Source organism: Azospirillum soli, assembly GCF_017876165.1.
GTDB classification, from domain to species: domain Bacteria; phylum Pseudomonadota; class Alphaproteobacteria; order Azospirillales; family Azospirillaceae; genus Azospirillum; species Azospirillum soli.
This window is the reverse complement of the sequence record NZ_JAGINQ010000007.1, coordinates 291,648-303,763: the sequence shown is the minus strand read 5'-3', so window position 1 is coordinate 303,763 and position 12,116 is coordinate 291,648. Positions and strand designations below refer to the sequence as shown.

The 12,116-nt window shown below is 68.8% G+C and carries 10 protein-coding genes; 4 read left to right on the top strand and 6 right to left on the bottom strand.

Annotated elements, in window-relative coordinates; all coding sequences use genetic code 11:
* Positions 1-118: 118 nt before the first annotated feature.
* Both J2852_RS14145 and gstA read left to right on the top strand, forming a co-directional pair.
* Complete coding sequence (locus J2852_RS14145; RefSeq protein WP_209876453.1) at positions 119-550, top strand: VOC family protein; 432 nt, start codon at positions 119-121, stop codon at positions 548-550.
* Between the two features lie 157 nt (positions 551-707).
* Entirely contained in the window at positions 708-1,313 is a 606-nt protein-coding gene (gene gstA, locus J2852_RS14140; RefSeq protein WP_209876451.1) for a glutathione transferase GstA, read from the top strand.
* 50 nt (positions 1,314-1,363) lie between these two features.
* Here gstA and J2852_RS14135 read toward each other — a convergent pair whose 3' ends face one another.
* Positions 1,364-2,812, bottom strand: a complete 1,449-nt coding sequence (locus J2852_RS14135; protein WP_209876449.1) for a DEAD/DEAH box helicase — start codon at positions 2,810-2,812, stop codon at positions 1,364-1,366.
* A gap of 267 nt (positions 2,813-3,079) precedes the next feature.
* A complete protein-coding gene (locus J2852_RS14130) occupies positions 3,080-3,613 on the bottom strand; it encodes a superoxide dismutase family protein (RefSeq protein ID WP_209876447.1) in 534 nt (177 codons plus the stop codon).
* 194 nt (positions 3,614-3,807) lie between these two features.
* On the opposite strand from J2852_RS14130, the gene J2852_RS14125 reads away from it, so the two are divergent.
* Both J2852_RS14125 and J2852_RS14120 read left to right on the top strand, forming a co-directional pair.
* The gene (locus tag J2852_RS14125) at positions 3,808-4,233 is read left to right on the top strand and encodes a Fur family transcriptional regulator (RefSeq protein ID WP_209876445.1); all 426 of its coding nucleotides are present in this window, start codon (positions 3,808-3,810) and stop codon (positions 4,231-4,233) included.
* Positions 4,230-4,454 (top strand): hypothetical protein, encoded by a 225-nt coding sequence (locus J2852_RS14120; RefSeq protein ID WP_209876443.1) that lies wholly within the window; start codon positions 4,230-4,232, stop codon positions 4,452-4,454. The genes J2852_RS14125 and J2852_RS14120 overlap by 4 nt, the downstream gene beginning before the upstream one ends.
* Positions 4,455-4,464: 10 nt before the next feature.
* On the opposite strand, the gene J2852_RS14115 is transcribed toward J2852_RS14120, so the two are convergent.
* The 4 genes from J2852_RS14115 to J2852_RS14100 all read right to left on the bottom strand — a co-directional run bounded on the left by J2852_RS14115 (position 4,465) and on the right by J2852_RS14100 (position 12,103).
* On the bottom strand, positions 4,465-5,799 hold the full coding sequence (locus tag J2852_RS14115; protein WP_209876442.1) for a DUF1329 domain-containing protein: 1,335 nt from the start codon (positions 5,797-5,799) through the stop codon (positions 4,465-4,467).
* A 35-nt stretch (positions 5,800-5,834) separates the two neighbouring features.
* On the bottom strand, positions 5,835-6,698 hold the full coding sequence (locus J2852_RS14110; RefSeq protein WP_209876440.1) for a phytanoyl-CoA dioxygenase family protein: 864 nt from the start codon (positions 6,696-6,698) through the stop codon (positions 5,835-5,837).
* Between the two features lie 102 nt (positions 6,699-6,800).
* Complete coding sequence (locus J2852_RS14105; RefSeq protein WP_246499605.1) at positions 6,801-9,791, bottom strand: hybrid sensor histidine kinase/response regulator; 2,991 nt, start codon at positions 9,789-9,791, stop codon at positions 6,801-6,803.
* Positions 9,788-12,103 carry a PAS-domain containing protein gene (locus tag J2852_RS14100; protein ID WP_209876438.1) on the bottom strand — a complete coding sequence of 772 codons (2,316 nt, stop codon included), beginning with the start codon at positions 12,101-12,103 and terminating at the stop codon, positions 9,788-9,790. Before J2852_RS14100 ends, J2852_RS14105 begins: the two co-directional genes overlap by 4 nt.
* Positions 12,104-12,116: the final 13 nt, after the last annotated feature.

The window sequence follows — 12,116 nt, the reverse complement described above, 5'->3', positions numbered from 1 at the left end:
CCAGATCGCCGTCCGTTTGGCCCGCCGACTGCCAAGATGCCCGTGCTGCCTTCAGGCCTGCCCTCTTCAGAAACCAAACTTATGACACAGTAGTAATAACAGGGAGGGGACAAACCCCATGAGCAGCACGACGAAAGCCGTCCCGCCTTTCCATCTCGCTTTCCCGGTCCGCGACAAGGAGGAGGCGCGCGCCTTCTACGCCGGCGTGCTCGGCTGCGGGGTGGGGCGGGAGTCCGACCGCTGGATCGACTTCGACCTCTACGGCCATCAGGTGGTGGCCCATGTGACGGAGGACGCCGGGACCAGGGCCACCAACCCCGTGGACGGCGAGGAGGTTCCCGCCAGCCACTTCGGTGTGATCCTGAACTGGGACGACTGGCACGCGCTGGCCGACAAACTGAGGGCGGCCGGCATCAAGTTCCTGATCGAGCCGCAAATCCGTTTCAAGGGGCAGGTCGGCGAGCAGGCGACCATGTTCTTCCTCGATCCCAGCGGCAACGCCCTGGAGTTCAAGAGCTTCCAGGACATGAACCAGATCTTCGCGCGCTGATCCGAACGCCTGTTCAAGGACGCGGCCGTTCCTCATGCGGAACGGCCGCGCCGCCTGATATCTGCACAACGGCTGTGCGCCTTTGATGCCCTCACATCTGTCCCGAATTGGTGTAGCTGTCAGGGCGTTGATCCCCCACCAATCAGGGATAAGAGACGTGAAGCTTTATATGAAGCCGGGCGCCTGCTCGCTGTCGCCGCACATCGTGATGCGCGAAGCCGGGTTGCCGGCGGATCTCGTGAAGGTCGATCTGGCCGCCAAGAAGACCGAGGACGGCGGCGACTTCCTGGCCGTGAACCCGAAAGGACAGGTGCCGACGCTGGCGCTCGACGAAGGCGGCATCCTCACGGAGGGGCCGGTCATCGTCCAGTACATCGCCGACCGCGCGCCGGACTCCGGGCTGCTTCCGCCGGCCGGGTCGCTCGATCGGTACCGCGTTCAGGAGTGGCTGAACTTCGTGTCGAGCGAGCTGCACAAGACTTTCAGCCCGCTGTTCCGGCCGACCACGCCGGAGGAGTTCAAGGTCATCGTCAAGCAGACCCTCGCCGCCAAGTTCGCGGTCCTCGACCGGGCTCTGGACGGCAAGGCCTATCTGATGGGCGACCGTTTCACGGTGGCCGACGCCTATTGCTTCACGGTGCTGCGCTGGGCGAAGCCGATGGGCATCGACCTCGCGACTTGGCCGAACCTCACCGCCTACATGGCGCGTGTGGCCGACCGTCCCGCCGTCTCGGCGGCGCTGACCGCCGAAGGGCTGGCGTAACATCAAAAAAGCCCCTCTTCCACGCGGGAGAGGGGCCTTTCAAAGCAGCCTTACGCCGCCGACCGCTTGTTGCCGCCATGCGCGTTCCCGTGCGGGGCCGGGCGGCGGTCGTGGCGGTTCATCTTCAGCGGCTGGTCGCCACCGCCGGTGCTCTGCGGCTTGGCCCCCTGGGGCTTCGAGGCTTGCGGCTTTCCGCCCTGAGGCTTCCCGCCACCCTGCTGCGGCTTGCCACCCTGCGGCTTGCCGCTCTGCTGGGCCTTCGGCCCCTGCTGCTGCGCTCGGCCCTGACCCTGACTCTGGCGCTGCGGCTTCGGAGCGGGCTTGGGCGGCTTCTTCGTGGAGGCGTGCAGCGCCGCCACGACGGCGGCGTGGTAGGCGTGGTCCGTGTCGGCCGGGATCGGCTGGCGGATCGTCTTCTCGATGTCCTTCAGGTAGGCCACCTCCTCCGCGTCGCAGAAAGAGACGGCGCTGCCGTCGGTGCCGGCGCGCGCGGTGCGGCCGATGCGGTGGACGTAGCTTTCCGGCTCGTTCGGCAGGTCGAAGTTGATGACGTGCGTGATGCCGTCGATGTCGATGCCGCGCGCCGCGATGTCGGTCGCCACCAGCGCCTTCAGGTCGCCGCTGCGGAAGGCTTCCAGCGCGCGGACGCGGGCCGACTGCGACTTGTCGCCGTGGATGGCGTCGGCGGGGACGCCGGCCTTCTTCAGATGCTCGGCGATGCGGTCGGCGCCGTGCTTGGTGCGGGCGAACACGATGGTCCGCTCCATGACCGTGTCCTGCAGCAGGTCGGCCAGAAGGCGGCGCTTGTCAGCGCGCTCCACGAACAACACGCGCTGGGCGATGCGCTCCACCGTGGTGGACTGCGGCGTCACCTCGACGCGCTCGGCGTCGGTCAGGATGCTGTTGGCAAGCTCGGCCACCGCGTCCGGCATGGTGGCGGAGAACAGCAGCGTCTGGCGCTGCGTCGGCAGGGCGGCGACCACCTTCCGCACGTCGCGGATGAAGCCCATGTCGAGCATGCGGTCGGCCTCGTCCAGCACGAACAGCTCGATGTGGTCGAGGCGGCACTGGTTCTGCGCCATCAGGTCGAGCAGGCGGCCGGGGGTGGCCACCAGCACCTCGGTGCCGCGGGCCAGCGCCGCGACCTGCGGGCTCTGGCCGACGCCGCCGTGGATCACCGTGCTGCGGATCGGCAGGTGCCGCCCGTAGGTCTTGAAGCTGTCGCCGATCTGCAGGGCCAATTCGCGCGTCGGCGTCAGGATCAGTGCGCGCGGCGCCTTCGCCGGAACGCGGCGCTTGGCTTCATAAAGGCGCTGGAGGATCGGCAGGGTGAAGGCCGCCGTCTTGCCGGTGCCGGTCTGGGCAAGGCCCAGAACGTCGCGTCCTTGCAGCAGCAGCGGGATGGTGCCGGCCTGAATCGGCGTGGCGGTCTGGTAGCCCTCCTCCGCAACGGCGCGCAGAAGGGGCTCGATCAGGCCGAGGCCGGTGAATTCGGTCATGCGGGGTTTTGTCCTGGTCACGTGAAAAGGGGCTGCGCTTTTCCATGTCCCATGGACGGGCGCGGCCGGGCTCGGGGGCGCTCCGCCGCAGGCGTGCGCGGAGCCATCAATTCACCGTGGGAAATGGCCCCAAAGAAAATCGACCGGGCACACATAGGGCGTGCGGCGGCCTTTGGCAAGGAAACAAGCCTGTAACAAGGGTGGGGAGACCGGAAATGTCCCGCGCCCGCCCCCTTCCGGCCGAAGGGGGCGGCTGGGAACGCTGCTTCAGCGCTTTTCGATGACGCCGCAGGCCACGCGGTCGCCCGAATTGCCGGCCGGCTCGCTGACGTAATCGTCCTGGTTGGCGTGGACGACGAAGGACGTGCCGCCCGGCTTGAACAGGCTGGCCTGCCCCTCGCCCAGCGTCACCTGATGGGTGATCGTCTCGAAGCCGCCCTTGCCCGATTCGTTGACCAGAAAGTTCGGCAGGTCGCCGGCGTGCATGGGGGCCGCGTCGATGCCGTGCTGCCCGCCGCTGGGGTTGAAGTGGCCGCCCGCCGCCGCGAAGTTGGGCGAGCAGGCGCCGTTCTCGTGGATATGGACGGCGTGCCAGCCGGGCTTCAGCCCGTCGAGTTCGCCGTGGATCAGCACGCCTTGCGGGAACTGCGTCAGGGTGACGGTGCCCAGAGCCTTGCCCTGCGCGTCGCTGATCGCGGCCCGCGCCTGCGGCTGGCCCGGCTGCTGCGCCGATGCCGAACCCTGGAATGCGGCCATGGCGAGAATGGCCGCGACGGCGGCGGCCGGAATGGTACGTCTCATGTTTTTTCCCTCCCAAGTTCAGGCTGATGCGCGAGACGACGCGCCCGGTGCAAAAATTGGGGGCAAGCAACGGGTTGGTGTCAACGCACGCTTTCGGCCAAGTGCGGCATTTCGCCGCGTAAAGGTCACGCTGGGATTGCGAACGATTTTCAGTATTATGTCCCCACCGCGTGTATGGCGAAGGTGACGGTGGGATGAAGTCGCGGCTGGAAGCGTTGTGCCTGGAAAAGGGTTTGAAGATGACCGGCCAGCGCCGGGTCATCTCGCAGGTTCTGTCGGAATCCGACGACCATCCGGACGTGGAGGAGGTCCACCGCCGCGCGGTGCTGATCGACCCGCGAATCTCCATCGCCACGGTCTACCGAACCATGCGCCTTCTGGAAGACGCGCAGGTGATCGAGAAGGTGGACCTCGGCGACGGCCGCGCCCGGTACGAGGAGGCGTCGGCCGACCACCACCATCACCTGATCGACACCCGCAGCGGCCGGATCATCGAATTCGCCAGCCCCGAGTTGGAGGCGCTGAAGGAACGCATCGCCCGCGAGCTGGGCTTCCGCATCGTCGGTCACCGGCTGGAAATCTACGGCGTTCCGCTGAACGAAGAGGATGAGCGTCAATGAGCGGCACGCGGATGATCGCGCTCGATTCGTTCCCGCCGGAGCCGGTGGGCTGCCGCGACGCGGTGCAGCGCTGCTACAACGGCCTGTGCAGCTGCGGCCAGCCGGAACGCTACGCTCTGGAGGCGGCGGTGACCGTCTACCGCTACCACAACCCGGACTGCTCGGCCTTCCAGGCGGAAACCGTCGTCAGCCAGTGGGTCGCCGGCGCGCTCCGGCATTGAGGCCTGAACGTTACCGTCGGCCGCGCTTGGTCAGCGTTTCCGGCGCGAACTCCTCCGGCTTCATCGGCGTGCCGAAGGCCGGGGGCTTCAGCAGGTTGTCCACGCCGCTGATGACATAGCGGTCGCCCGCAAGGTCGTAGGTGATTTCAATCGCCGGGTAGAAGACCGGGATGCGCGGGTCGGTGATGCCGTGCACCTCCGAATAGCGGACCAGTTCCCCCTTGGCGTTGTAATGGTCGGCCATCACGATCTGCCAGGAATCCTCGTCCAGGTAGTAGGTGCGCTCCGGCAGGGCGTGGCGGTAGCCGGGCTTGACCTTCGCCTCCACCACCCAGACGCGGTGCATCTCATAGCGCAGAAACTGCGGGTTCGGGTGGTTCGGCCACAGGAAGTCGACCGGGGCCAGACTGGGCGTGTTCATCCGGTAGGCGTTGTAGGGCACGTACATCTCGCGCCGCGACACCAGCGTGAAGTCGAACCGGTCCAGCGGTCCGCTGAACATGTCCAGCATGTCGGCCGTGCGGATGCCGCCGGTCGCCGGGTCCGGCGTGTCGTAGGCGAAGTCGGGCGCACGCACGCCCTTGCCGGTCTCGCCCGCCCGGAACCACGCGGAAAAGCCCGACTGGATCGGGTTCAGCGTCCCGTGCAGCAGCAGGGTCGCGCCGGGAACGCCCTTCGGCGACAGCGCCGTGCGCCGGTAGAAGGCCGGGCGCCCCTCCTGCCCGGCGGCGTAGGTCGACAACCGGTCCTCGCGGTACAGCGTCTGCGGCAACTCGCCGGTCTGGGTGGGCAGGATGGTGGCGCTGGTGCGGCTGACCGTCTCGCCGCGCCAACGCAGGATGTGGTTCCACATCGCCTGCACGCCGTTGGCCGGGAGCGGGAAGGGAACGCCGATCTTCGCCCCGCTCAGCGCCAACCCGTTTTCCCCCAGCTTGGCGCGCGTGGCGTTCTCCAGCGTCTCGTCATAGACGCGCTGCGGAAAGGCGGCGCTGCGCCGGGTCGGGAACAGCGGGATTTCGAAGGAGGTCGGGTGCTTTTGCAACAGGGCCTGGAGCCCTGCCGACAGCCGCAGCTTGTAGCGGTCGATGTCCGCCGGGCCCACCGTGAACCAGCGCCCGTCCTCGTCGTACGGGTCGGGGACATGCCGCCCCGCCGCATGATCCTTGGGCGCCTGCGTCAGCCCGCCGGTCCAGGCCGGGATCGCCCGCGTCCTGTTGCCCGCCCGCACCGCGCCGTAGGGCGTCAGTTCGATCCCCAGCGCGGGCACCGGCGCCTCCTCGGCAGCGGCGGGGGCGGCGGCCGGAAGGGAGAGCATCAGAAGAAGGGTGGCGAGCAGGCGTTTCATCGCCCGCAAGATACCTCAATCGAAGGCGTGCGGCATCACCCGCCGTACGCGCCCTCGTCCACGTAATGCGGTTCGGGGCGCAGGTGCAAATCCTCGAAATGGACCAGCACGGGGTCGCCCAGCGGCACCGGCTGGCCGTGGCGCCAGGTCCATTCGCCCCGGTCGCAGTCCTCCGCCCGCACATAGCCGTTGATGTAGAGCCGCCGGTCGCGCGTCGAGCGGTTGGCCGCCGAGCCGTGGATCATGTAGGGGTGCCACAGCCCCACGTCGCCCGGCTCCATCGTGAAATCGACCAGCTTGGCCGGGTCCAGCCCGTGCCGCTCCAACGCCTCCTCGGCGATGCCGGTGCCTAGAATGCTGCCGCGCGGTGTCAGCGCGAGGTCGCCCAGTCGATGGCTGCCGGGATAAAGCCGCATCGCCCCGCTTTCCGCCGTGTGGGGATCCACGGCAATGCCGGTCTGCACATAGGATTCCCCCAGGTTCCGGTAGGCCTCGCGCGGGCGGCGGAAGCGGCTGTCCTGGTGGAAGGCGTAGTCGCCGGCCGCCGCGCCCGGCGGCTTCCAGTGCATCTGGTTGATGATCTGCTTCACGTCGTTGCCGATCAGCGGCTCGATGATTTCCAGCATCCGCCGGTCCTGCCGGACGCCGTTCAGCACCCCGTCGCCATAGGACGGCCACTGCACCATCCGCACCGTGCGGCCGATGGCCGGGTCGTCGGCGACGCGGACGTGGAAGTTGCCGTGGCGGAAGCTGCGCGGGTGCGTCAGCCCCGCCTCGTACTGCCGGTCGAAGGCGGCGGCGATCTCCGCCACCTCGTCGGCGGAGAACACGCCGCGCACCACGACGAAGCCGTCGCGGAGGTAGGCATCCCGGATGTCGGAAGCGGACGGCAGGGGCATGATCGGCGTCTCACGCGGGAGGACACAGGCGCCCATCTTTCGCCTTCCAACGTTCCGGTGCAACCCCGCCGGGTGTGATAAGGCCTCCCAATTCGGCGGATCTCAAAAGGACCGGACAAACCGCTCCACATCCTTCAGCGCCTCGTCCGCCATCGTGGCCAGCGCGGTCAGGCGGGGCCAAGCCGCGCCTTCGCCGACCGCCCGCTCCAACTCCTGCGCGGCGCGTGCCAGCGGCGCGGCCCCGGCGTTGCGCGAGCAGCCCTTCAAATTGTGCGCGCAGCCGCGCACCCGCGTGGCGTCCTGGGCGGCGACGGCGGAGGCCAGTTCGCCCATGATGCTGCGGCAGACGGTGGCGAAATCGCCCAGCAGCTCCTCGATCAGCGCGCGGTCGTCGCCGCACAGCTGGCGCAGCGCGGTGAGATCGACGGCCGGCGGCTCATCCGAAACGGTGAAGGAAACGGTTGCCGCCTTCGCCCCGGCCGCTTTCGTCTCGGCCCCTTTCGTCTCCATCGCGGCCGGCATGTGACGGGCCAGCGCCGCCGCCAGCTGCGTGAGGTCGAGCGGCTTGCTGAGCACGGCGTCCATGCCGGCGGCGAGGTAGCGTTCCACGTCGCCCGGCGCCGCGTTGGCGGTGATCGCGATGATCGGCAGCCGTTCCCCGCCGTCTCTCTCCGCCGTGCGGATGCGGCGGGTCAGCTCGAACCCGTCCACCTCCGGCATCTGGATGTCGGTCAGCAGCAGCGCGTAGCGTTTTTCGCGCATTGCGGCCAGCGCCTCGGCGCCGCCGTTCGTCAGCTCCGCCGTGTAGCCCAGCGAATTGAGCTGCATCTGAACGACCTTGCGGTTGATCGGGTTGTCCTCCGCCACCAGGATCAGGCGGCCTTGGGCGTCCTTTGGCGTCGGTGTGGGGGACGGGGCGGCAGGGCGGGGCGGCGCCGGGCTGGCGGCCGGCTTCGGTTCGGGTGCGCTTGGGGGGGAGGGGGGCGCGGCGCCATGGACGGCGTCCGGGCCAACCATGTCCGGAGCGGCGCGCCCAGCGGCGGCGGCGACCGCGCGGATCAGCGCCGACCGCCGCACCGGGCGGCTGACCGGGATCGGCCCTTGCGGCAGGCGGGGGGCGCCGGTGGCCGGGTCGTACAGCAGCACGGTGGGCATCCGCGGTTCGCCGATGCGGCGGCCCAGCATCTGGGGAGCGGCGGCGGCGACCGGGGTGTGCAGCAGCTCGTCCACCACCACGACGTCCAGGGGGCGCCCGGCCGCGCACGCGTGGTGCGCCTGCCCGGCCAGTTCGTCCGGATCGCCGCCTGGCACGACGCGGGCGCCGGCCGTTTCCAGGTAGCAGGCGACGAAGCTGCGCTCCATCTCCTCCGGCAGGCCCAGAAGGATGGTCAGGCCCGTCAGGTCGGGATCGACCGGCGCCGGCGCGCAGGGCGACGTCACCGCGCTCAGCGTCAGGTTGACCCAGAAGGTGGATCCCGTTCCCGGCGCGCTGTCCACCCCGATCTCACCGCCCATCAGCGTGACCAGCCGGCGGCAGATCGACAGGCCCAACCCCGTCCCGCCGAACCGCCGGGTGGTGGAGCTTTCCGCCTGGGAAAAGGGCTGGAACAGCCGCTTGCGGGCCGCTTCGGAAATGCCGATTCCGCTGTCCGACACCTCGATCCGCAGCCGCGCCCAGCCGTCGCCCGGCGAGGTCAGCGCCGCCCGCACGACGATGCGGCCTGCCTCGGTGAACTTGATTGCGTTGCCGCCCAGGTTGAACAGGATCTGGCGCAGCCGCACCGGATCGCCGACGAGGTCGTGCGGGATCGCCGGGTCCACGTAGGTCAGCAGCGACAGCCCCTTGCCGCGCGCCGCCGGGGCCAGCGTCTCCGCCACGCTCTCGATCAGCGCGGGGATGGAGACCGGCACCTGCTCCAGGTCCATCTTGCCGGCCTCGATCTTCGAGAAGTCGAGGATGTCGTCGATGATGCGCAGAAGCGAGGTCGCCGACTCCCGCATCGTCGCTACCGTGTCCAGCTGCTGCGCGTCGAGCTGCGTGCGCTCCAGCAGCTCCAGCATGCCCAGAACGCCGTTCATGGGCGTGCGGATCTCGTGGCTCATGGTGGCGAGGAAGGCCGACTTGGCGGAGGTCGCCTGCTCGGCCTGTTCCTTGGCGGCCTCCATCTGGCGCTCGGCCAGCTTGCGCCGGGTGATGTCGTAGATCCAGGCCAGATAGACCGGCTGCCCGTCCAGCACCGTCGGATCGACCGACACCAGCGCCCAGAAGGTGGACCCGTCGGCCCGGCGCAGCCGCGCCTCCGCGTCGCGCAACGGGCGGCGGAAACAGGTCCAGTGGGCGTCCGTCTCCTCCTCACCCTCGTCTTCCGCTTCGACGAACAGGTCGCCGATGGCGCCCCTGGTCAGCCGGTCCTTCGAGACGCCCAGCAGGGCGACCAGCCGGTCGTTGCACATGACGATGCCGCCGTCCTCGCCGTAGGCGCAGACGCCCACGGGGCTCGACTCCAGGATCGCCCGTACCTGCTCGCGGCTTTCGCTCAGCTCACGCGTGCGCTCGGCCACCTTGGTTTCGATGGACAGGATGTAGTCGTAGGCGCGCAGCGCCGCGATCACCGCGGTGAACAGCCCCTCGGCCGACAGCTCGGCCTTCGATTTGTAATCGTTGATGTCGTAATCGACGATCACGTCGCGCTGCGGCGCTTGGCCCGGCTGGCCGGTGCGCAGGATGATGCGCAGGTCGCGGTTGCCCAGCTCGTCGCGGATCCAGTGGACCAGCCTTAGCCCCGCGTCGTCCGACTCCATGACCACGTCCAGCAGGACGACGGCGATGTCGCGCCGCCGCGACAGGATTGCCCGCGCCTCGTCCGCCGTGAAGGCGCTGACGAGGTCGAGCGGGCGGCCCTGGAACGCCACGTCGGCCAGCAGCAGGCTGGTCATGGAATGGACGTCCTCCTCGTCGTCCACCACCAGGATGGTCCAGGGCAGGGAAGCGGACGGGTAGGGCCGCGCCGTGTCGCCCTCTTCCTCGGCGAACAGGATCTCGTCGTCGATGTCGAGCAAAGGGGGGGCCATAAAAAGGGGGGCGTCGATCATGCTGCTACCGTTCCTGCGGCGTCGCCGGACTCGTTTTCAGGCACCGCCATGCGGGGCGCGGATTTCGGGATGCGCAGGACAAAGGTGGTCCCGCTTTGCGGTGTGCTGTCGACCGAGATTCGCCCGCCGAGCGATTGCGTCACCAGGTTGAAGACGATGTGCAGGCCAAGGCCGCTGCCGCCGGTGCCGCGCTTCGTCGTGAAGAAGGGCTCGAACACCTTCGGCAGGTTGTCGGGCGGGATGCCGGACCCGTCGTCGCTGAAGCGGACTTCCACCTCGTCGTCGGGCAGTTCCCCGGCCTCCACCACCATGTGCCCTTCGGCCCGGTCGGCGAAGGCGTGGGTCTGCGCGTTGATGACGAGGTTGGTGATGATCTGGCTGAGCGCGCCGGGGTAGCTGTCCATGGTGATCCCCTCCGCGCAGCGGATGCTGACCTTGTGCGGGCTCTTGCGCAGGCGCGGTCCCAGCGAGGTGATGATCTCCTCCAGATAGGCTGAGAGGTCGAAGCGGCGGCGCTCCTGGCTGGTCTGGTCCACGGCGACGCGCTTGAAGCTCTGGATCAGCTCGGCCGCGCGGGTCAGGTTCTGCTGGATCAGGCGCGACGACTCGCCCGCCGCCGCGACGTAGGCGGCAAGGTCGGACTTCTTCATGCTGCCCCGCTCGAACGCCTCGGTCAGCGCCTTGGTCTTGGACGCGAGGTGGGTGGAGCAGCCATAGGCGATGCCGACCGGCGTGTTGATCTCGTGCGCGACGCCGGCGACCAGCAGCGCCAGCGAGGCCATCTTCTCCGCCTGGACGAGGCTGTTCTGGGTTTCCTTCAGGTCGGCGTAGGCGGTCTCCAGCGCCTCCATGGCGTGGAAGATCTCCTCGGCGGAGCGGGCCTCGATGGTGACGTCGGTGAAGGTGCGCACGAAGCCGCCTTCCGGCAGCGGGTTGGAGCGCACCTCGATGATCGTGCCGTCCGGGCGCCGCCGCTTGAAGGTGAAGGGCTGGTCCGGGATGACCGACACCTGCTCCAGCTCCAGGTCCGGGTCGATGCTGAACTCCTCAAGCCCGCCGTTGGCGCGCTGCATCCGCACGATGTCGGGGAACAGCGGGTTGCCGGCCAGGAAGCCGGGCGGCACGCCCAGCAGCTCGGCCGCCCGGCGGTTCGACTTCACCACCCGCAGATTGCGGTCCACCATGATGATGCCCTGGTCGGTGTTGTCGAGCGTGATCTGCAGCACGTTGCGCTCGCGCGCCAGATCCTGCTCGGTCTGCACGCGTTCGGTCACGTCCGACATGGTGCCGGTCAGGCGCAGCGCCACGCCGTCGGCGTCGCGCAGCGCGGTCGCCCGATCCTCGATCCAGGCCCAGCGGCCGTCGCGCCGCCGCATCCGGTAGACCGAGCTGTAGGCCATCTCCCGGTCGCGCACGCGGCGGCGGGATTCGGCGACGACGCGGCGAATCTCGTCCGGGTGGATCAGCGCCTCCCAGGTCTCGGCGGTCATCGCCAGTTCGTCCGGCCCGTAGCCGAGCAGTGCGGGAAACTCCTTCGACCACCAGTATTGCTTGGTGCGCAGGTCATAGTCCCACACCGAGGAGCGCGTCGCCGCGATGGCCAGCCCCAGCCGTTCCTCGCTCTGGCGCAGCGCCGCCTCCTCGCGGTCCAGTCGGGCCAGCATGCCGTTGTAGGCGGCGATGACCCGGCCCAGCTCGTCGGTCGAGGACCAGCGGACCGGGTGGCGTACATGCTCCTGCTCGGCCGCACGGATCGACTCGACCAGCCGGCCGAGCGGCACGCCGATGGTCAGCCGGTGCGCGGTCAGCGCCGTCACCACCGTGCCGATCAGCAGCAGGAGCAGCAGCCACAGCGTGCTGACCACTTCGTCCCGGATCTGCTCGTCCACGGAGGCGTGGGTGAAGTACAGAGTGATGGAGCCGAGCCGCCGGTTCTGCACCTGGATGGCCCGCCGCGCGCTCTCGTATTCGGCGAAGGGGCGGCAGTCCGGACCGGGCCAGGCGAATTGGCCGCCGGCCAGCTCGTCCGCCACCTCGATGCACAACAGCTCGCGGTTGACCGAGATGGCCTGGATGATGTTGCGGATGGCCGGCACGTCCACGGTCCACAGGCTGGACGACAGGGCGACCGCGTTGATCTCGGCGATCGCCTCGATCTTGCCGCGCAGGCTCCCGCGCAATTCGTTGTACTTGCCGTAGAAGAAGATCGTCGAGAAGCCCACCGTCGTCAGCGTCAGGATCGGAATCAGGATCAGCAGGAACCGGGCCGACACCGTCGGCACTTTCCTCCAGGCCTGTTCGATCACGTTCATGGAAGGCCGATCC

What these genes read in the sequence shown, in the direction of transcription:
- J2852_RS14125 (WP_209876445.1), top strand. Translation starts at nt 3,808, where the DNA reads ATGAAGTCGCGGCTGGAAGCGTTGTGCCTGGAAAAGGGTTTGAAGATG.
- J2852_RS14115 (WP_209876442.1), bottom strand. Translation starts at nt 5,799, where the DNA reads ATGAAACGCCTGCTCGCCACCCTTCTTCTGATGCTCTCCCTTCCGGCC.
- J2852_RS14130 (WP_209876447.1), bottom strand. Translation starts at nt 3,613, where the DNA reads ATGAGACGTACCATTCCGGCCGCCGCCGTCGCGGCCATTCTCGCCATG.
- J2852_RS14135 (WP_209876449.1), bottom strand. Translation starts at nt 2,812, where the DNA reads ATGACCGAATTCACCGGCCTCGGCCTGATCGAGCCCCTTCTGCGCGCC.
- J2852_RS14105 (WP_246499605.1), bottom strand. Translation starts at nt 9,791, where the DNA reads ATGATCGACGCCCCCCTTTTTATGGCCCCCCCTTTGCTCGACATCGAC.
- J2852_RS14100 (WP_209876438.1), bottom strand. Translation starts at nt 12,103, where the DNA reads ATGAACGTGATCGAACAGGCCTGGAGGAAAGTGCCGACGGTGTCGGCC.
- J2852_RS14120 (WP_209876443.1), top strand. Translation starts at nt 4,230, where the DNA reads ATGAGCGGCACGCGGATGATCGCGCTCGATTCGTTCCCGCCGGAGCCG.
- J2852_RS14145 (WP_209876453.1), top strand. Translation starts at nt 119, where the DNA reads ATGAGCAGCACGACGAAAGCCGTCCCGCCTTTCCATCTCGCTTTCCCG.
- J2852_RS14110 (WP_209876440.1), bottom strand. Translation starts at nt 6,698, where the DNA reads ATGCCCCTGCCGTCCGCTTCCGACATCCGGGATGCCTACCTCCGCGAC.